The organism is Streptosporangium sp. NPDC006007, assembly GCF_040614315.1.
Lineage (GTDB): Bacteria > Actinomycetota > Actinomycetes > Streptosporangiales > Streptosporangiaceae > Streptosporangium.
Map to the genome: position 1 here is coordinate 24,203 of NZ_JBEXUG010000017.1, position 19,184 is coordinate 43,386.

General features: G+C 67.2%; 16 protein-coding genes and 1 pseudogene. 12 read left to right on the forward strand and 5 right to left on the reverse strand.

Annotated elements, in window-relative coordinates:
- Positions 1 to 8: 8 nt before the first annotated feature.
- Positions 9 to 926, forward strand: a complete 918-nt coding sequence (locus ABZ194_RS15620) for a hypothetical protein (protein WP_355596572.1) — start codon at positions 9 to 11, stop codon at positions 924 to 926.
- 252 nt (positions 927 to 1,178) lie between these two features.
- Here ABZ194_RS15620 and ABZ194_RS15625 read toward each other — a convergent pair whose 3' ends face one another.
- Positions 1,179 to 2,114: a nitroreductase/quinone reductase family protein gene (locus tag ABZ194_RS15625; RefSeq protein ID WP_355596574.1), complete on the reverse strand. Its 936-nt coding sequence runs from the start codon at positions 2,112 to 2,114 to the stop codon at positions 1,179 to 1,181.
- A gap of 502 nt (positions 2,115 to 2,616) precedes the next feature.
- Between ABZ194_RS15625 and ABZ194_RS15630 the strand changes: the two genes are divergently transcribed.
- A complete protein-coding gene (locus ABZ194_RS15630) occupies positions 2,617 to 2,850 on the forward strand; it encodes a ferredoxin (RefSeq protein WP_355596576.1) in 234 nt (77 codons plus the stop codon).
- Between the two features lie 469 nt (positions 2,851 to 3,319).
- On the opposite strand, the gene ABZ194_RS15635 is transcribed toward ABZ194_RS15630, so the two are convergent.
- Positions 3,320 to 3,781 (reverse strand): ATP-binding protein, encoded by a 462-nt coding sequence (locus ABZ194_RS15635; protein WP_355596578.1) that lies wholly within the window; start codon positions 3,779 to 3,781, stop codon positions 3,320 to 3,322.
- A 133-nt stretch (positions 3,782 to 3,914) separates the two neighbouring features.
- Between ABZ194_RS15635 and ABZ194_RS15640 the strand changes: the two genes are divergently transcribed.
- Positions 3,915 to 4,697: a helix-turn-helix transcriptional regulator gene (locus tag ABZ194_RS15640; protein ID WP_355596580.1), complete on the forward strand. Its 783-nt coding sequence runs from the start codon at positions 3,915 to 3,917 to the stop codon at positions 4,695 to 4,697.
- The gene (locus ABZ194_RS15645) at positions 4,688 to 4,927 is read left to right on the forward strand and encodes a DUF397 domain-containing protein (RefSeq protein WP_355596582.1); all 240 of its coding nucleotides are present in this window, start codon (positions 4,688 to 4,690) and stop codon (positions 4,925 to 4,927) included. The genes ABZ194_RS15640 and ABZ194_RS15645 overlap by 10 nt, the downstream gene beginning before the upstream one ends.
- A 168-nt stretch (positions 4,928 to 5,095) precedes the next feature.
- On the opposite strand, the gene ABZ194_RS15650 is transcribed toward ABZ194_RS15645, so the two are convergent.
- On the reverse strand, positions 5,096 to 6,103 hold the full coding sequence (locus ABZ194_RS15650) for a hypothetical protein (protein ID WP_355596770.1): 1,008 nt from the start codon (positions 6,101 to 6,103) through the stop codon (positions 5,096 to 5,098).
- A 165-nt stretch (positions 6,104 to 6,268) separates the two neighbouring features.
- A pseudogene (locus ABZ194_RS15655) lies at positions 6,269 to 6,478 on the reverse strand (helix-turn-helix transcriptional regulator); the annotation flags it as partial.
- 209 nt (positions 6,479 to 6,687) lie between these two features.
- Here ABZ194_RS15655 and ABZ194_RS15660 point away from each other — a divergent pair.
- The 8 genes from ABZ194_RS15660 to ABZ194_RS15695 all read left to right on the forward strand — a co-directional run bounded on the left by ABZ194_RS15660 (position 6,688) and on the right by ABZ194_RS15695 (position 17,717).
- Positions 6,688 to 7,419 carry a hypothetical protein gene (locus ABZ194_RS15660; RefSeq protein ID WP_355596584.1) on the forward strand — a complete coding sequence of 244 codons (732 nt, stop codon included), beginning with the start codon at positions 6,688 to 6,690 and terminating at the stop codon, positions 7,417 to 7,419.
- A gap of 5 nt (positions 7,420 to 7,424) precedes the next feature.
- On the forward strand, positions 7,425 to 8,738 hold the full coding sequence (locus ABZ194_RS15665; RefSeq protein ID WP_355596586.1) for a UDP-N-acetylglucosamine 1-carboxyvinyltransferase: 1,314 nt from the start codon (positions 7,425 to 7,427) through the stop codon (positions 8,736 to 8,738).
- Positions 8,738 to 9,796, forward strand: coding sequence for a serine hydrolase domain-containing protein (locus ABZ194_RS15670; protein ID WP_355596588.1), 1,059 nt, complete (start codon positions 8,738 to 8,740; stop codon positions 9,794 to 9,796). Before ABZ194_RS15665 ends, ABZ194_RS15670 begins: the two co-directional genes overlap by 1 nt.
- Positions 9,789 to 10,859, forward strand: coding sequence for a UDP-N-acetylmuramate dehydrogenase (locus ABZ194_RS15675; protein ID WP_355596590.1), 1,071 nt, complete (start codon positions 9,789 to 9,791; stop codon positions 10,857 to 10,859). Before ABZ194_RS15670 ends, ABZ194_RS15675 begins: the two co-directional genes overlap by 8 nt.
- Positions 10,860 to 11,125: 266 nt before the next feature.
- Entirely contained in the window at positions 11,126 to 11,524 is a 399-nt protein-coding gene (gene tnpA, locus ABZ194_RS15680) for an IS200/IS605 family transposase (protein ID WP_355596592.1), read from the forward strand.
- A 9-nt stretch (positions 11,525 to 11,533) separates the two neighbouring features.
- Positions 11,534 to 12,829 (forward strand): transposase, encoded by a 1,296-nt coding sequence (locus ABZ194_RS15685; protein WP_355596594.1) that lies wholly within the window; start codon positions 11,534 to 11,536, stop codon positions 12,827 to 12,829.
- Positions 12,830 to 12,912: 83 nt separating this feature from the next.
- The gene (locus tag ABZ194_RS15690; RefSeq protein ID WP_355596596.1) at positions 12,913 to 16,038 is read left to right on the forward strand and encodes a DEAD/DEAH box helicase family protein; all 3,126 of its coding nucleotides are present in this window, start codon (positions 12,913 to 12,915) and stop codon (positions 16,036 to 16,038) included.
- A gap of 140 nt (positions 16,039 to 16,178) precedes the next feature.
- Positions 16,179 to 17,717: a serine/threonine-protein kinase gene (locus ABZ194_RS15695; RefSeq protein ID WP_355596599.1), complete on the forward strand. Its 1,539-nt coding sequence runs from the start codon at positions 16,179 to 16,181 to the stop codon at positions 17,715 to 17,717.
- A 278-nt stretch (positions 17,718 to 17,995) separates the two neighbouring features.
- Here the strand turns inward: ABZ194_RS15695 and ABZ194_RS15700 are convergent, their stop codons facing one another.
- Complete coding sequence (locus tag ABZ194_RS15700) at positions 17,996 to 18,778, reverse strand: C1 family peptidase (protein ID WP_355596601.1); 783 nt, start codon at positions 18,776 to 18,778, stop codon at positions 17,996 to 17,998.
- Between the last annotated feature and the right edge of the window lie 406 nt (positions 18,779 to 19,184).

A 19,184-nucleotide genomic window follows, 5' to 3' on the forward strand; every position in this document is an offset into this window, starting at 1 on the left:
AGACCCCCGTGCCCGTTTTCCTCTGCCTCAATGAGCTGTCCTGCACCTCAAATGCTCACGAACGTGAAATCAACCAGGCGATGGCTGCTTTCGTGGAGTTGCTCCGGCAATGCCGACGTTGGCGGAAGGACGTCTCGTTGATCTCCGCATCGCCGCTCGCCACACTGGATCTTGCCCCCGGGTATCCGATCTCTCAGTGGATGGGCAGTCCGCGGAATCGAGACCGATGGCGGTTCCTCCGCCTCATGCAGAACAAGGCCCCGTTCAGCTCGGTGCTTTCCGGCACCGAAGGCGAGGTCGAATACCGGCTCGGCGAGAGCCGCACCGACGGGATCGGGACCGCTCACCTGATCGACGGGCTCGCGGTCAGCCTCCCGCTTGAAGAGCGCTGGAACCGCGAGTGGATCCTTCCGAGGCGAAGCGCGCTTGAGGAGACCGAAGACGGGCTCCTCCGGCTCCGCGTGGAGGAAGTGGCGGTCAGGCACGCTTCAGCGATCGAACATCTGACCGTCCATGAGAAGTGGGCAAAGGCCACCGGACTGGCCGACATCAGGACCGGTCAAGCTCTCTGGGACTCCCGCGCCGACTTCTTTCCTCGCCTGCGGTTCCTCGGCCGAGTCGAAGAGGATCTCAGGACACTTCATCACTACTGGCTGGCCCCGGTCAAAGGTCTGCTGCTGGGGCTGGACGCCTCCCTGAACGCATGGAACACCCGGGAGTTTCCCGAACCGGACTGGCACACCAGAGTCACGCCTGAGTCCGAAACACGGAGACGTCTGTGTGGGTTCACCGACCTGGACGGGACCACCAGGGTTTTCGACCTGCACGCCCGGATGACTCCGAACGACGGCCGCCTGCATTTCCGGCTCTGTCGTGAAGACGGTACGGCGGTCATCGCCTACATCGGGCGGAAGATTCAAAACTGACTCAAAGGCTCGTCGCCATCGCCTCTGAAATTGGCCGTGCCCGGGCAGGAGGTGTTCGGGAAGGCTGTCTGTAATCCAGTGGACCGTTAGAAGCAATCGCCGTAGTACTTGTTTTAGCATCGTTCGTGCAGGGGCTCGCCGAGGGGGCGCTCGACCCGCCTCCGATGCTCTCCTGAGGAGAGTCCGGCCGGCTCCCCTGCACGACCGCTTCCCGGCCCCGGGGCCGGTTACCCGCCCGGCGTGGTCACCCGGTCAGGTGGCGGCGCTTTCGGCCGTGCCGGGTACCGGGGGAGCCGGAGGCCACGGAATCCCGGCCAGGACGGGGAGCAGCGACTCCTCCTCGTAGTCGAGGTGTGCCGTCAGCCGCTCCGCCATCCGGTCCAGCTCGGTGCGGAAACGCCGGGGGTCGGCGGTGTCGATGTCGGCCAGCAGGGCGAGTAGTTCGCCCTGGATACGCGCGACCGCCCGGTGTTCGTCGCGGAGCCGGTCGAGGGTGCCGCCCAGGTGAGGGTGCCGGCTCGCGAGTGCGGGGAAGACGTGGGCGTCCTCGCCGCTGTGGTGGAACTCCAGGGACTGGCAGAACGCCAGGCAGTGCTGCCGGAGTTGCAGGCCCAGTCCCGGCGGCGGTGGTTCACCGGGGCCCCGGGGGGTCTCCCGTGCGGCGAGGTGGGCGTCGGCCTCGGCGCGCACGTGCCGCAACTGCGAGCGCAGCCAGGTGTGGACCTCCATGAGCTTGCCGGCGAGACCGGCGACCTCGGGAGGGTCCGCTCCCGCCTCGGGCTCAGAACGCTCCAGCACCACGACCGGCAGGATCCGGGTGGTGCGGACCTGGTAGCCGACGTATCCGGGCGCCGCGCGCACCACGTGCTCGAACAGCCGCTCGCGCCGTCCGCCCTCGGCGGGGACCGCGATCGCCTCGAACACCTCGGTGCCGATCTCCACCCGCACCACGGGATGGGCGAGCAGGTTGTGGTACCAGGCGGGATGGCGGGGCGCGCCGGCGGCGGACGCGACGACGAGCAGCAGGTCGCCGTCGCGGACGTAGCCGAGGGGGACGGTGTGCTCCGTCCCCGACCTCGCGCCGGTGGTGGTCAGCAGGAGGAGGTCGCCGCCCTCGAAGGGGCCGCCGACCTTTCCCCCGTTGGCCCGGAACTCCTCGATGATCGGCTGGTTGAAGGACGCAGGCATACGGTTTTGGGTCTCCAAAGAAGTGCGTAGGCCCGCGAGGGGGCCGAGTGACGGTGAAATGACGGTGATGAGCGCAGCGCGCGGTGCCGCACGTGAACCCCTGCCCGGAGACGGACCTCGATCGGGCACGCGGGGCCGTGGACGCTCGCCGGAACGCGGCGGCCGTCGGGGGAGGCGTGACGTACCGGGGTCACACGGCGGTGCCGGGCACCGCACAGGACAGGGCGGGACGTGCGGAGACGCTTAGGTCAGGCGCAGGGTGCGGAGTGTGAACCCATGGCATCGCCCCTTTGTGAATGGTGCCGCCCGACCGCCGGCCTGCCCACTGCTCTCTGGCCAGCGTCACGCGACACGCGCACCATTACAACCATCCGTCCGCCTCCTGTCAACGTGCGCTCGGGTAACACCGAACGCACAAGGGCCCGGCCCGAGGAGATCAAAAAGGATGAGTGGCCTGATTCCGGCGTCTCACAAAATCTTGGAATTCCATGAAGGGGGCGCCATGGACAGGTCGGCCGCCCCGGCGGGGGCGCAGCGGGAGGGCTCGGTGGTGGCCCGGCCCGGCGGCGAAGACGGCTGGTACGTGGACGACCGTTGTACGGACTGCGATGTCGCCCGGCAGCTCGCCCCGGGGTTGATCGGTGAGGCCGACGGCCGTTCGGCGGTGCTCCGCCGGCCGTACGGCGAGGCGGAGACCGGGCAGATGTACGCGGCCGCCTTCGCCTGCCCCCGATGACCGCACCGCCCCACGGCCTCAGGCAAGAAACGCTTACTCCGCCTGAGTTGATCTCCTAAGGGACAGCTCCCTGTTTCTCTGTGCGGTCGGCTACCGCGGCGTTAGGATTCGGCGATCTACCGTAAGGTCTGGAAATTTCGGAGTTTGCGGCGTTCTTGCTACCCCCGAACGCGACTTTCAAGAGGTTCTGTGGCAATGGACAACCGGAAGGTTCGAACGGCAGTCCTTGGCGATTCCAGATCGGATCACCCTCTTTTCCTGCCGGAAGATCACCACGACGCCGAGCTGTATCTCACGAAGTATAAGGGGCGGACGTTCTGGTGCGGTACGCGGCTCGGCGGATGCGGCCGGCGGCAGGTGTTGATTACGGCGGCGGTTACCGGGCGGATTGATGTGGCGACGGCGCGGGGGGTGTGGGGTAAGCGGTGACCCGGTCGGCTGGGGTCACCGCCTCCGTTCCATCTGATTTTCAGGGCCATGCCACGAGCTGGAACCATACGGATTTTCCGTAGGGGGTAAGGGTCCAGCCCCAGTTGTGGGAGAGGTTCTGGACGATGGCGAGTCCTCTGCCGGAGGTTTCCAGATGGGTTGCCCATCTTCTCCGAGGAGGCACCGTGCAGGAGTCGTGGACCTCCACGATCATCAGGTCTCTTTTCCTGCCAACCGTGATCCGGATGGCGCTCGCGGCCGGAATGGCGGCGGCGCCGTAAGCGACCGCGTTGGCGGCGAGTTCCGAGGCCAGGAGTTCGGCGATTTCCGGGATGTCTTCCGCCGCGTTCCAGTCGGCGGCCACGTCGCGGACGAAACGGCGGACGGACGCCACACTTTCCCTTGCGTGCGGAATCCACTTCTCTCCTAGCTGGGAAAAGATGGGATTGATCGTGTGGCGATGTTCGGCCAGTGCCACCCGCGCCTTGAGAGCCTCGTCCATGGGTTCTCTTTCTCTCTCTGATTTTGTATGTTCAGAGTGCCGAGACGTGACTACGCTTGGTGGCGGAACGGTTACCAAAGGCGAGCTTTGGGATTCACGTCGCGGTCGTTGAATTCCGGCAAGGGAGGGCATTGTGGCCAACCTCTACACACCTCAGGCGATATGGGGCAGAGAGCTGCGTCATTACCGGAAGGCGGCGGGCCTCACCCAGGGGCAGCTCGCCGAGAGGATTCACTTCAGTGAGTCTCTGATCAGCGGTGTGGAGACCGGCCAGCTCCCGGCCAGCCCCGAGTTCGCCGACACTTGCGACGAAACCCTTGCGACGGGTGGAGCCCTCCGACGTCTTCTCGACTGGAGGAAGGGCCAGGTCTTTCCCCCGTGGTTCGGCAGGTGGGCAGACAAGGAGCAGGTGGCGACATCCCTGCGTTCCTACGAACCGATCCTGATCCCCGGATTGCTTCAAACTCCCGAGTACGCACTCGAAGTTCTCTACGGAGACGAAGCCGCTGTGCATGCTCGCCTGGCGCGTCAGGAGGTACTCAAGCGTCAGGACCCTGCCCCCCTCCGGCTGCGCTGCGTGATTGATGAAGCTGTGTTGCGCCGTTTGATCGGAAGCCCCAAGATCATGCGTGAGCAGCTGGAGTACTTGGCTGCGCTCACTACGCCACGTATCAGCGTGCAAGTGGTGCCCCTCGGTGGCATGCGTGCGGGCCTTGAGGCAGGATTCATAATCGCTACGCTGGAAGGCGGAAGCGAGGTAGCTTATTTTGACACTGCTGTCCGTGGCCTGGTCACCAGTGATCAGGATGAGATCGCGGCAGCCGTGGAGAAATTCGAGGCTATCCGTATAGAGGCATTGCCATTACATATGTCGATGGACCTCATTAGAAGAACGGTAGAGGAACGATGGACCTGAGCAAGGCCGAGTGGCGAAAGTCAACTTTTACCGGTAGCAACGGCGGTAACTGTGTTGAGGTCGCGGAGCTCAAAGACGTCACTGACGGTCCCGGTCATAAGGCCGGACAGGCCGACCTGGTCGCGGTGCGTGACTCCAAGGACCCCGAAGGGCCCAAGCTGTTCTTCACCCCCGCCGAGTGGGACGCCTTCGTCAACGGTGTGAAGGCCAACGAGTTCGACCTCCATTAGAGCCGCGACGGCCCGGCCGCCCTGGTGATCCCCTCGGCGGCCGGTTGCCGTTCGTCAGTGGCGGGCTGCCCCCGGACGCGCGTCCCGGCTCGGAAAAGCCTCGGACATGGCGGCCCAACGGATTCAGTCGTGGCCAGGGTGGTGCGGCCAAGCCCCACGATGGAGAAGTCACGCGAGGACGCCGCTACGAGCGGCCAGACCGCGCAATTCAGGCGCTGTGCGCCCAGACACCAGCAGACCGGAGATGAGGGACTTCACCGCCGGACGTGCATGCGTCTCCTCGGGGGCCTGCTGCTCGGCATTTAGAAGCGCACGCACGCATTCGTCCCGGCGCCCCAACTGAGCGAAGGCCGTGGCGATGTCGGTGTAATAACGGGATCGGCGCTCCACGCTGGGAAGACTCTGCGGCGCGATCAGGCGGGCGGCGCTCAAGGCCGCGGCCGGATCCCCAGCGGAGTTCTCCGCCGAGATGAGATGCAGTTGAACGGTGACCGGGCTGAAACCCCCGCCGTGGTCGCGCAGCATGGTCCCGCCAAGTTCAAGGGCGATCGCCGTGGCCTCGTCGGTGAGCTGTCGCATTCCTTTACGGTCACCACTGCGGGCAGCGGTGTAGGCCGCCGACTGGATCAACAGGCCGCGCTCGGCGGCACCGGCCCGCCCAGCACCGCGCAAACGGGGTTCATCAGCGGCGGCCAACGCGATCGACATCGCCTGATCGTTCCATCCCGCTTTTCGAGCCAGCACGGCGAGGTTCCGCGCGGCTTCCGCCACCGTGAGTACATCGTCGCCGATCTCGGCTAGCTGACGTGCGCGGTCGGCAGCCATCCAGCCGAGTTGCTGCTCGTCGAGCTTGACGAGCATGCGGGTCGCCAGAACGTAACTCTGCGAGAGAAGCGCGTGATCCGTCTCGCCGTTGCTGAGCGCATGCCCAGCGCGGATCAACCGGGGTAGGCGTATGGCGAGATTGCCGTAACGGCAGGCATGGAAGTCGGAGAGCGCCCGCGAGAGTTCCGCGGGTAACTGCTTGGGCGATAGGTCCCCGAGATCGCCGCCCAGACCGAGCATCGCGTCACGGAGGCCGGCGACGAGCACCTCGCCGAGCAGAGCCTCGTTCGCCTGTGCGGTGCCGCCTCTAAGAAATCGGGAGCTCGCGGCGGCGGCGGCCGTGACCGCCAAGCTCGCCAGCATATTCCTTCGACGCACCGAACCTTCCCCGTCCTCCCTCTGACTCCCACCCACACTATGAGCGGGCAGGCATGGATATGCGGTAGTTGGTACGGTCGCTTGACCGTGTCGGATCTTTGGCCGGGGCGGTGCAAGACCAAGAGCCTGATGCGGAATGCCGAGCGCCTCGGCGAAGCACCGCAGCACGGCAACATCAGTCATCGGTGAGATACCCCGCTCGTAGCGGGAAACCTGAGCCGCGGAGTATCCAGCGAGCTTGCCAAGCTGGGCAAGCGTCAGTCGTTGCGCCTGCCGTACCCGACGTACCAGTTCCCCGGGAGTCACGATCGCCTCGGGGGATGCTTCCGTTCTGCCGATCGCATCCATACCTGTCCCCGCCAGTAGCTGAGATCGCGCCTCTTTCACCGTAGCCGCGTTCAAGCACCCCCGGCAGGGCCTTTGCGCCAGACGCAAACACCTTTGCAGCACAAGGCAACGCCCCTCCCGCAGTCAGGCCGGATGCGATGACCTCAAGGGCAGGCGGCCCGCGCTCGGCAGGCCGCTACCGATTCGGTCCGCTCCCCTGGGAGGGCTTGATGCAGTCTCCGATCTTCGTTGCGTCTGCGGCACGTACCGCAGACGCCCGCCTCGCTCCCGGCTATTACTTTCACTCCGAGGGCCTCGGCCCCTACATCACGAGTGTGCTGAGCAACTGCCGGACAGTCTTCGACATCAAACCCGCCATGACGGCAGACCTCGACGACCCTGACGCCGCAGGCCTGGACGGTGTGCCTCGCGGCGTTGTCGAGGATGGCGCCCTGCTCAAGGGAGAGGTCATCGTCGAGGCCGGCGCCCGCGTCGAGGCCGGCGCTCAGATCATCGGGCCGGTGCTGATCTGCGCCGGCGCGGTCGTGGCCGCCGGCGCCCTGGTCCGCGACCACAGCGTGATCGGCCCCGGTTGCCGGATCGGTTTCGGCGCGGAGATCACGCGTAGCCTGCTGGCCGGACACGTCTTCGTCAAACATCCGTGCTTCGTCGGCGACTCGGTGATCGGGCGGAGCGTCAACATCGGCTCTTTCTGCTCCACCACCGGGCTTCGGTGTGACCGTGGGCCGGTCGCCGAGCCGGCGATCGAGGAGATCACCGTCAATCTTGACGGGCAGTGCATCACCACAGGGCAAACGAAGTTCGGCGCCGTCATCGGCGACGAGGTCGCCCTACCGGCCGGGACCGTACTGTCGCCGGGAACGCTGATCGGCCCCGGCACGGTGGTCTACCCTCGCGACCACATCGGCGGCTTCCTGCCCGCCGGCTCCCGGGTGCGGTGACAGCCATGTCCATCACCCCAACCCGCACCGCCCTGGACGCCACCGTCGTGGAGGTCGTCGGCGGGCGACCTCTGAGCGGCCGTATCGCGGTGCAGGGCAGCAAGAACATCGCCCTTCACCTGTACGCCGCCGCACTCCTGACGGATGCCCCGGTCGCCCTCGTCGCGGTTCCAGACATCATCGACACCGCAGTGTGCGCGCAGATCTTGACCCACACCGGAGCCCACGTCACCACCGACGGCGGCCGGTTCGCCGTAGCCCCGCCCCCAGCCGCGACCGTCTGCCCGATCATCCATCCGGAGCTCGGCCGCCGGGTGCGCACGACCGTCGTCCTGGCCGCCGCGGTGCTAGCCCGAACCGGACAGGTCACCTTCCCCTATCCCGGCGGGGACGCCTTCTGCCCCCGCCTGATCGACCGGCACCTCGCGGCGATGCAGGCCGCCGACGCCGAGGTCGTCGCCGACGCCACCAGCATCCGCGCACGGTGCGGACCACGCGGTGTACAGGCGTTCACCGTGGACGTGGCCACCCCGTACGGGCCGAGTCTGGGGGCGACGGTAACCGCCATGTTGTTAGCCGCCCGCGCCCGGGGCAGCAGCCTGATCACCCACCCGTCGATCGAACCGGAGGTCACCGAGACCGCCCGATTCCTGGCCGAGCGCGGCGTCGGAATCCACTTCGACGAGCAGGGGCTACATGTCGTCGGGAGCGACTGGATCACCGGCGGCGGTTTCACAGTGGCAGGGGACCGAATCGAGGCAGCAACCATGATCATGGCTGCCGCCTCCACCGGCGGTAGCGTTCACCTCGACGGGATCACCGCCTCATCCATCCCCGACGGCCTCACCGCGGCCCTGGCAGCAGCGGGCATCGGCCTCACCGACGACGCAAACGGCGGCGTTCGTGCGGCCCTGGACGGCCCCTTGCAGGGCATCACAGCGGCCACCGGTCCGCATCCGGCTTTGCCCACCGACACCGCACCGCAACTCGCGGCGATGCTCACCCAAGCCCATGGATCCTCGCTGATCGCCGAGCGCGTGTATCCCCGCCGTGACACCCACATCAAGGGCCTGCGGGCCTTCGGCGCCGATATCTCCTCTACCGGCTCGATCACCGGCGTGCGCGGGCCCGTACGGCTACGCGCCGCCATGGCCGCGGCCCAGGACATCCGCGCAGTGACGGCTTTGTTAATCGCGGCTCTCGCTGCTGAGGGCACCTCTACGATCCGGGGGATGTACCACCTCCGGCGTGGCCACGGTCACCTGCTGGCCAACCTCGCCGCGCTTGGAGCCGACATCACCACCTCGGAGGCCCACTGATGCCCGCCGTACCGTTCAGCGCCGATGACACCGCCCGCCTTCAGGAGGCTCTCGACGAGGTAGTCGCCGATGGCGCCACCCCCGGAGGGGTCATCGTCTGCGGCACCACCGACGGGCAAAAGCGTGTCCTCGCCGGGGGTACTGTCGCGCCCGAGCTCGGCGAGCTCACCCCAACCGAGCACACCACGTACGACGTCGCCTCGCTCACCAAGGTTGTCGCCACGTGGCCGCTCATCGGCCAGACCCTTGAGACCGGGCTGGGCGATCTGGACGCACCCGTGCGCGATGTCCTGCCCGCGATGACCGGTGAGGCACCCAGCGGAGAGGCGACCCTCCGTCAACTCCTCGCGCACACGTCCGGGCTGCGCGCCTCCACCCGTCTGGATCACTACCGCGGCGCGTCCGCGTCGCTGCATGAGCTCTTGTGCCGTGAACCGTTGGAGGGGACGCCCGGCCGGCACCGCTACATCAACCGCGGTTACATCCTGCTCGGCCTTGCCCTCGCTCATGCCAACGCCGTCCCTCTGGACTACCTCGCCGGCCAACTCTGGCAGCGCATCGGGATGAGCTCCACCATCTACGGGCCCGTTGCCCGCGGTTCTCACGTCGCGCCGACCGAACGGCGCATTCCCGGTGCCCCGAGGGCCTGGGGTTCCGTGCACGACGACAACGCCGCACTTCTGGGCGGTGTCGCCGGGCATGCAGGCGTCTTTTCCACACCCCATGACCTCGCTGCTTACGCTGCCTGGCTGCTCGACGCCTACGCCCGCGGCGACGCCATGGGCGAGTGGCTGCGGGTGAGCCTCGTCCCACATGCCCCGATCGAACCGGGCCTCGACCGCGGCCTGGCGTGGATCCTCGCCGCCGGCAGTCACGTCGCCTATCACCACGGGTTCACCGGTACCAGCCTCTACCTTGCCCCGAACGCCGGCCGTTACCTCGCGATCTGCACCAACGCCGTCTACCACGGGGCCGCCCGTACTCGAATCACACCGCTGCGGAACCTCGCGCTCAAGACGATTTCCGCGACATGGCGCTCGGGGGCATTGGATGAGTGAACTGCTTGCCGACCACACCACACTGCGTCTCGGCGGCACCGCCGACCGTCTGCTCACTCACACCGATCCGGCCACCTGGTCCGATCTCACTCACGCCGTCTTGCGCGAGCCCGTAGTACCGTTCGTTCTGGGCGGGGGCAGCAACACCATCGCCGACGACGCCGGGTATCCCGGGCCGGTGATCCGCATGGCGGCCCGCGGCATCGCCGCCCGCCCGCTCGACGACGCCGTGGAAGTCACCATTCAGGCTGGCGAGCCGCTGTCGGCCCTCGTCGCTTTCGCCGTCAGCGAGGGCCTAACCGGTATCGAATACCTTGCCGGCATCCCGGGCACGACCGGCGCCGCTCCGATTCAGAACACCGGCGCTTACGGTCAGCAGATATCCGACGCCCTCGCCCGGCTCACCGTCTATGACTGGAGCCGCAGGCAGCTCGCCGTATTCCGCCCGGAAGTATGCGGGTTCGGCTACCGCACCAGCCTTTTCAAGGCCCACTCGGGCCGATGGACGATCCTTGAGGTCGTCTTACGCCTCACCCGCAGCACGTACGCCGCGCCGGTCACGTACCGGCATCTCGCCCAACACCTCGGCGTCCCCCTGCACACCCGGATCCCGCTCGCCGAGGCGGCCCAGGGCGTCATGGCCGACCGCTGCCGGCGTGGCCTGTCCCTCCCAGAGAGCGGGCCCGACGCCCGCCAAGCGGGATCGGTCTTCCTTAACCCGCCCATCACTTCGGCTCAAGCCGATGTGGTCCGCAAAGCGGGCGGCATGGTCTACCGCGATGACTACAGCGTTCTGCGAACCAGCGCTGGATGGCTACTCCAACTGGCCGGCCACCATGCCGGCAGTCAGCTCGCACCAGGGGTGTTCTGCTCGACCCGTCGAACTCTTACCCTCACTGCTCATGACGGCGCTACCGCAACTGCCTTTAACATTGTCCTGCAAAAGTTGGCCCGTGACGTCTTCAAAATGACGGGTATCCGGCTGCCCCCAGAGCCCGTACGGCCTATCGCGGCGCCCTGTGTCTGGCCAGACGGAATCCCGGAATCTTCCTCCGGTTCCTGACATCCTGCTGAGGCGATCGTCCCGCCACTCATTCCGGGTGGTCGGTCGTCCGTATCGCCGATCTGAACGGAGACGCCCGGCCTGTTCCGATGATGGCCGTCGATCGGGGATGCTGGGCGCGGATCCCTGGCTTCAGCCATGGAGGTAAGCCCGGCGCGGGAAGGCGTGCCGGCGCCTGAGCGTGCTTTGACCCGCATCTTTTTCGGGATGCCGAATCCCATCGAAAACTCATTCGGTAGATGTCTTACGGATGCATACTGATCAGTGTGTCGGTGACGCTCCGTACCAACAGCGATACCGTCTTCCGGTGCGCGTTTTACATCGTGTGGTGCCCCAAGTACCGGCGTCGCGTTCTGGACGGGCGGATCGAAGAGCGACTCAAAGAGCTGATCCGTGAGGTGATCTCAGAGAAGGGGGCGTGGCCGGTGGAACTGGAGGTCATGCCCGACCAGGTTCACCTCCTGGTCGAGGTGGACCCCCGGTACGGGGTCCACAAGCTGGTCAAGGCCGTCAAGGGCCGTACCTCCCGTGTGCTGCGCCAGGAGTTCCCGTCGCTGAGGTCCCGGCTGCCCACGCTGTGGACGAACTCCTACTTCGTCGCCACGGTCGGTGAAGCACCTTTGGACGTGGTCGAGCGGTATGTCGAGAACCAGAAGAACGTGTAGGCGGCACTGATGCTCACCGGACGCCGTTACCGCCTCGCCTTCACCCCCGAGCAAGCCGACTTCGCGGAGCGGATCGGCGGGGCGTGCTGGTCGGTGTGGAACACCGGCCTGGGGCAGCGCCGCGCCTACCGGCAGCGCGGCGCGTGGATCGACTACGTGGAGCAGGCCCGGCAACTCGCCGACGCCAAGGCCGGCTTCCCGTGGCTTTCCGAGGTTCCCGGTCACTGCCTCCAGCAGACCCTGATGGATCTGGATCGGGCGTGCCGTGCCCACGGCACGTGGAAGGTGCGCTGGAAGTCGAAGGTCAAGAACCCGCCGAGCTTCCGTTTCCCCGAAGGGGGAAAGATCACCGTGGAGCGGCTCAACCGGCGGTGGGCGCGGGCGAAACTGCCGAAGCTCGGCTGGGTCCGGTTCCGGATCACCCGCCCGCTCGGTGGGGTCATCCGGTCGGCCACGCTCAGCCGCGACGGGAGGCACTGGTTCGTCTCCTTCCTGGTCGAAGACGGTGTGACCACTCCCGAGAGGCACGCCACCCCCGGCACGGGCGTGGGGATCGACCGGGGCGTGGCCAAGGTCGTCACCCGTTCCGACGGGATCTTCCATCACCGGGTGTTCGCCACCGGCCGGGAGGTCGGGCACGCCGTGAAGCTCCAACGACGGCTGGCCGGGGCAGAGAAGGGTTCGGCGCGGCGCAAGGTGGCGGCCGGGCGCGTCGCCGACCTGGCCGGGAGGGTCCGCCGCCGCCGGGAGGACTTCGCGGCCAAGACCGCCAACACCCTCGCGACCCGGTTCGACCTGATCGTGTTCGAGGCGCTGAAAACGAAGAACATGACCGCGTCGGTCGCGCCGAAGCCCGACCCCGGCCGGCCGGGCGGCTATCTGCCCAACGGGGCCGCTGCCAAGTCCGGGCTGAACAAGGCCATCTTGGACAAGGGCTGGTATCGGATCGAGACCGCCACCCGTGGCAAGGCCCGGTACACGGGCAGCGCTGTGATCACCGTCAACCCGGCGTACACGTCTCAGAGGTGCTCGGTGCCAAGCTGCGGGAAGGTGGATGAGAAGAGCCGCGAGAGCCAAGCCCTCTTCCGTTGCGCCTCCTGTGGGCACACCGAGCATGCCGACGTGAACGCTGCCAAGAACATCCTCACCGCCGGAAGAGCGGAACACGCGGCGGCCAGACCGGCCACGCGGGTTGGGGCGCGCAAACCACGCACCCGCGTGGGCCGGAAGGCGAACCGTCAAGCAACAGCAGCACCGGGCCACGCCACGGCGGAGCCCGAGCTGGCTGGAATCCCCCGGCTTTAGCCGTGGGGAGCGCTTCAATGTCGGTGGTCTCTGCTTGAATGAAAGACTTCGTACCTCAGTGAAGGAACGTGACATTGGCCCCTGTGCATCATGAGAAGGTCTTCGAGGACGCCATCGAGTCGGCTCTTCTCGAAAGGGGCTGGGGGAAGGGCTCAAACGGGCTCTACGACCACGCTCTGGGGCTGAATCCGACGGAGTTGCTGCGCTTCGTGCAGGCGACCCAGCCGAAGGAGTGGGGCCGGCTGGTCGTCGCGCAGGCCGGGGACGAGGCGGGGGCCGCCCGGCGTCTCGCCGTTCAGGTGGGAAAGGCGATCGACGCCGAGGGGGCCCTTGAGGTGCTCCGGCACGGGGTGAAGGATCGGGGGATCACCTTCAGGCTCGCCTACTTCCGGCCCGCCCACACGATCGCCGCCGACGCGCTGGAGCCGTACGGCAAGAACATTCTCAGCGTCGTCCGCCAGTTCCGCTACTCGGCGACGGTCACCGACACCCTTGACCTGGCGCTGTTCGTCAACGGCATCCCGGTCGCCACGGCCGAGCTGAAGAACATCCTCACCGGGCAGACCGTCGAGGACGCCAAGCGGCAGTACCGCGAGGACCGTGACCCCAAGGAGCCGCTGTTCGCCCGGCGGGCACTCGTGCATTTCGCCGTGGACCAGGACCTGGTGTTCGTCACCACGAGGCTGGCCGGGAAGAGGACCCGCTTCCTGCCGTTCAACATGGGCACCGGGGGGCCGGGAAACAAGGGCGGCGCGGGTAACCCGGAGATCCCGCCGGGCGGCACCTACCGGACCTCGTACCTGTGGGAGCGGATCTGGGAGTCGCACACCTGGCTGGACCTGCTCAGGCGGTTCCTGCACGTCGACGACGAGGACGTGAAGAAGGGCAAGGGGCGCAGGCCGTCCCCGGGCAGGGCCCACCGGCTGCCGCTGATCTTCCCGCGTTACCACCAGTGGGACGCCGTGCGGAGGTTGACCGCCCACGCGCGGCGGCACGGGTCCGGTCACAACTACCTGGTGGAGCACTCGGCGGGGTCGGGCAAGTCGAACACGATCGCCTGGCTGGCGCACGCGCTGTCGAACCTGCACACCTCCGCCGCTCTGGCGGAGCTCGACGAGACGGCGCTGGCCAAGGGCTACGGGCCGAATCAGCCGGTGTTCGACAAGGTCATCGTGATCACCGATCGGCTGGTCCTCGACCGGCAGTTGCAGGAGACGATCTACCAGTTCGAGCACACGCCGGGCGTGGTCAAACGGATAGACCAGGACTCGGCCCAGCTCGCCGAGACGCTACAGGGGGAGACGGCCAAGGTCGTCATCACCACGCTGCAGAAGTTCCCGCACATCCTCCAGCAGGTCGAGGGGTTGCGTGGCAAGCGGTTCGCGGTGATCGTGGACGAGGCGCACTCGTCGCAGTCGGGAGAGGGCGCCGCGGCCCTCAAGCGGGTGCTGCGCAAGCTCGGCAGCGACGACGTCGACGAGGACGGCAACCTGCTGACGGCGAGCGCGCTGGCCCGGGGCAGGCACGACAGCCTCTCCTACTTCGCGTTCACCGCCACCCCGAAGAACAAGACGCTCACCCTGTTCGGCACCCCCGGCGAGGACGGCAAGCCCCGCGCGTTCCACATCTACTCGATGCGGCAGGCGATCGAGGAGGGCTTCATCCTCGACGTGCTCAAGAACTACGTCACCTACAAGACGCTCTGGCGGCTGATGAGCACCGAGCCGGACGACCGCGAGGTGGACAAACGCAAAGGTCAGGCGCTGCTGGCCCGGTTCGCCGAGCTGCACCCGACGAGCATGCAGCAGCGGGCACAGATCATCGTCGAGCACTTCCGCCGGCACACCGCGCCGCAGCTGGGCGGGCGGTCCAAGGCGATGGTGGTCACCCCCTCACGTGAGCACGCCCTCCGGCTGGGCCAGGCGATCCGGGACTACGTGGCCGTCAACGACTATCCCGGCTGCGGCACGCTGATCGCCTTCTCCCAGACTCTGAGGCTCAAGGACGAGCACGGGGTCGAGACGGAGTACACCGAGGCCAGGCTGAACGGCTTCGGGGAGAGGGAGCTGCCGGAGCGGTTCGCCTACTGCCGGGCCGACGACACCTCGCCCAACGCCGCCGAGAAGGCGGAGTACCGGATCCTGGTGGTCGCCGACAAGTATCAGACCGGGTTCGACCAGCCGTTGCTGACCACGATGTACGTGGACAAGAAGCTGGCGGGTGTGGCGGCGGTGCAGACGCTGTCACGGTTGAACCGTACGCACCGGCTCAAGTCGCAGGGGGACGTCTTCGTCCTGGACTTCGCCAACGCGGCCGAGGACATCCAGGCGGACTTCCAGCCCTACTTCGAGGGTACGGCCGTCGAGGAGATCGATCCCAACCTGCTCTACACGCGGGCGGCGGCCGTACAGGGACACGCCCTGCTGCTGGCGTCGGAGCTGCAGGCCCTCGCCGAGGCGTATCTCCAGGCCGAGCGGGCCTCGGCGACGCAGCGGGAGTGGGAGAGGGCGCACGCGGCGCTCTACCGCTTCACCGAGCCGGCCGTCGCGCGTTTCATCGAGCGGCAGCGGGAGGACCGGGCGAACGACGACGACTCCGCCGAGCAGTTCCGGGGCGATCTGCGGGGATACGTACGGTTGTACGGGTTTCTGTCGCAGGTCGTGCCCTACACCGACGACGAGCTGGAACGGCTGTACCTGTTCGGCAGGTTCCTGCTGAACCGGCTGCCGCGCCGCGAGGACCCGGCCGTGGACGTCGGTGAGATCGACCTCACCCACCTGAAGATCAGCAAGACCGGTGAGCACGACATCAGCCTGCGCCCCACCGTCGGCGGTGAGGTGACGCTCCCCGCTCCGTCCGGTGCCGGCTCCGCCGCGGCGGAGCCCGAGATGACGTCGCTGCACGCCCTGATCGCCGCGGTGAACGACAAGTACGGCCTGGGCCTGTCGGAGGCCGACCAGGTCTGGGTGGAGCAGCAGCTCAAGGAGGCCGCCCGCAACGACTCGCTCATTGCCGCCGTGCTGGTCAACGACGAGGCCAACTTCGGCGAGGTCTTCGCCGACCACCTGGAGAAGGTGGTGGTCGACCGGCACACCGGGAACACCGGCCTGGTGCAGCGCTTCTTCGACGAGTCGCTGTTCCGCAGCCGGATCACCGACCTCGGCCGCAGGCAGGTCTACAAGATGATCCGTGAGGGAACGCTCGGCTGATCGAACTCGTTGCGGGCCGCAGACTCCGTCCTTCAGGGCGGAGTAAGGCCGGAACCCTGCCTGACACGATCATGCGATCTGGATCATTTGTCAGGTAACCGATAGAACTGTGGGCGTCTTCCAACATGGACGGAGCCCCGGTGGAACGTGGCACGGTTGTCGACGGACGCTACGAGCTCGTCGAGGAGCGCGGCAGTGGCGGGATGGGGCAGGTCTGGAAGGCGTTCGACCAGACCCTGGACCGGCACGTCGCGGTCAAGTTCATCCGCTGGGCGGCCTTCGACACCGAGGAGCGCCGCGAGGCCGCGATCAAACGGTTCAGGCGTGAGGCGCGCGTCACCGCCCGTCTCCGGCATCCGGGGGTGCCCGTCGTCCACGACATGGGCACCTACGCGGGGGACCTGTTCCTCGTCATGGAGTATGTCGAGGGCTGGACGGTCGATGACCTCGTCGACTCGTACGGTCCGCTCCCGCTGTCCTGGGCGGCGGCCCTGACCGCCCAGATCTGCGCCGTTCTCACGGTCGCGCACGCCGAGTCGCTGATCCACCGCGACATCAAACCTCGCAACCTCATGGTCTGCGCGGACGGGACCGTGAAGGTGCTCGACTTCGGCATCGCGGCGATCCTCGGGACACCGGACCTCTCGAAGATCACCAAGGCGGACGAGGGGCTTGGCACGCCGTTCTACATGGCGCCGGAGATGGGCGTCTGGGGCAAGGCGAGCCCGCGCAGCGATCTCTACGCCGTGGGTTGCGTCCTGCATGAGCTGCTGACCGGCACCCGCGTCTTCCAGTCGGAGTTCCCCGCCGCCGAGATGGGCCGCCACCACACCGAATCGCCTCCGCCTCTCCGCTCTCTCCGGGACGACGTTCCCGAGGAGATGGAGAGGCTGGTCCTGGAGCTGCTCGCCAAGAATCCGGGCGACCGCCCCGTGGACGCCGCCCAGGTGTACGAGCGGCTCCTGCCCTCCGTCGAGCGGTTGCCGCCCATCCCCGATGTCACCGTGGCCGCGCCGTCCCCCGACCCGCTGCGGATGTACGCGACCGTGGCCGCCCGCATCGCGGAGACCGCGCTCGCCGGTTCCCGGATCCCTCCGCAGGGGCGCCGGACACCCGGTCCGGTCTCCACGAGCGACGTCGTCGAGGCCAAGGAACGTGCCGAGGACCTGGCCGAGCGCGGCCGGTTCAGCCAGGCGATCGAGATCATTCAAGATGTGCTCGATCCGGCGGTGGAGACCCTCGGTGAAGGCCATCCGCTGGTCTTCGCGCTGCGGATGCACCTGGCCAACACCCGCTTCGCGGCCCACGACTACCGGCGTGCCGCGCCTGAGCTGGAGCGGGTCATCCCCGAGCTGGCGGAGCTGCTCTCACCCGACCATGAGACGGTGCTCGGCTGCCGCTTCAACGAGGCCCTCTGCCACGCCGCCCTCGGTCACCACGATCGGGCGCTCGACCTGATGGCGGTCCTGCGCGGGGACATGACACGCGCGCTGGGGGCGACCGCGGTGCTCACCATGGAGTTGCGGCGGCAGATCGGCGAGGTGCACATCGCGCGGGGTGACATCGACGACGCCGAACGCGTCCTGACCGGCCTGCTGCCGGACATGCTCGCCGCGTTCGGCCCAGACCACCCCGAGGTACGCGAGCTGAGCTCGCTACTCGCCAACCTCGGGCGGTAGGCCGGTCCATGGGAGGCGCGGGGACGACACGCCGGCGCACCTCGGGTGAGAAGGCGAAATGGTGCGTGGCGAACACGCGGTCCCGTACGTCGACCGTCCCGTCCAGGGAGCGCAGCCGGGCCAGGGATTGTCTCCGCTCCCGCCTCGCCCTCGTGGCGGGGCTCGCTGGGCCCGGAGTCGGGCCGGCCTATCCGCACCTGTCGGTGGCCGTGATGTCCAGCACCCAGGCCCCCGGAGGGGGGAACTGACGTTCAAACCCGACGCGGTCTTCTACGCTTCTAGAGAGCGATGCCGTAGACCTCGGTGAACGCGGCACTCGCGTACTCGGGCGTGGCGTAGGCGTACCCGGCATCGCCCCATCGGGTTCCCCAACTGTTGCGGACGATGAAGTGGCTCTTGTTGTACCCGACGAGGGCCACCGCGTGCCCTCCGCGGGCCGTGCCGGCTTGGTAGCGGTTCAGGACGCCCTTGGTGGCGGTGGCCTGGTCCCAGGTGGCGTCCACGTCGAGGCGGGCGAGGATGGGTCCTTGACCGGCCAGCCAGCGCCGCCAGCCGTCAAGATTCCGGCCAAGATTAAAGTAGGCCGAAATCCGAAGGCTCGCGGCCATGGAGTAAAAACCTGCCGAGTCACCGTGATACAGAGCTCCCGAGAGAAAGGGGAGCGTCTCCTCTCGGACACTTCCGAACTTCCGTGCCACATCGAGTGCGGACTTCAGGCTGGTTCCGTCCTCCTCAATGAACGTTGTCGGCCGGGCAGTGAAGTTGTCCGTCTCCTTCGCGGCCATCCAGTGAAAACGAACCGAAGGCCGGCTGCTCTCATCCAGCGTCCCGCTTTTCACGTAATGCCAGCGCAGTAGCGCATCGGCCGTCGCCCATCCGACACACGAGCCGGTCGCTCCCTGATCTCCCACATCCCACCACTGTTCCCGCAGGTCTACGGCCTGCGGCAGAGCTTGAGGGGGCGAGACCAGCCCGGATCCCGCCGCGTGGACGGCAAGCCAGTCCTGTTCGGTGTCCCGCGACGGCAGGCAGTTCAGTATTCGACTCTCAATGAGCTCCATTCCCTGAGTAGAGCACTCGATCCATCCGGCCACAACCGCCTTTATTTCCGTATCGCCAAATACCGTTGTCCACAAATCGACTGGGGTGTATGTGAAACGAGTGCGCCCTTGAGGTTGAGCGGGTGAATGAATTCACCTGCTCCTTTTCCTTGGCCGGCGCCCCGAGGAGTGGAGGCGGATGGTCCGTCAGTGGATTTCCGGCCATGGAGGGGAGTCGGTGTTGGAAAACTCGGAGACCGCAGTCGAGCTCAAGACGCGTACCGAAACGGCGTTGCAACTCATCGAGGAGATCGAACTCGACCCTCCCGCGGGTTGCGGATGTGCTCGATGTCGTGGCGGTAGGTCTCGTCGACTCCACGGTGAGTCGCGGCAGGACGGCCGCCCGGCGTTTCGCTGTGGTGGCCGA

Bases quoted from the DNA above. Each gene is read 5' to 3' on its own strand.
- ABZ194_RS15625 (WP_355596574.1), bottom strand. From the start codon at position 2,114: ATGCCTGCGTCCTTCAACCAGCCGATCATCGAGGAGTTCCGGGCCAAC.
- ABZ194_RS15630 (WP_355596576.1), top strand. From the start codon at position 2,617: ATGGACAGGTCGGCCGCCCCGGCGGGGGCGCAGCGGGAGGGCTCGGTG.
- ABZ194_RS15635 (WP_355596578.1), bottom strand. From the start codon at position 3,781: ATGGACGAGGCTCTCAAGGCGCGGGTGGCACTGGCCGAACATCGCCAC.
- ABZ194_RS15645 (WP_355596582.1), top strand. From the start codon at position 4,688: ATGGACCTGAGCAAGGCCGAGTGGCGAAAGTCAACTTTTACCGGTAGC.
- ABZ194_RS15660 (WP_355596584.1), top strand. From the start codon at position 6,688: ATGCAGTCTCCGATCTTCGTTGCGTCTGCGGCACGTACCGCAGACGCC.
- ABZ194_RS15665 (WP_355596586.1), top strand. From the start codon at position 7,425: ATGTCCATCACCCCAACCCGCACCGCCCTGGACGCCACCGTCGTGGAG.
- ABZ194_RS15670 (WP_355596588.1), top strand. From the start codon at position 8,738: ATGCCCGCCGTACCGTTCAGCGCCGATGACACCGCCCGCCTTCAGGAG.
- ABZ194_RS15675 (WP_355596590.1), top strand. From the start codon at position 9,789: ATGAGTGAACTGCTTGCCGACCACACCACACTGCGTCTCGGCGGCACC.
- ABZ194_RS15685 (WP_355596594.1), top strand. From the start codon at position 11,534: ATGCTCACCGGACGCCGTTACCGCCTCGCCTTCACCCCCGAGCAAGCC.
- ABZ194_RS15700 (WP_355596601.1), bottom strand. From the start codon at position 18,778: ATGGAGCTCATTGAGAGTCGAATACTGAACTGCCTGCCGTCGCGGGAC.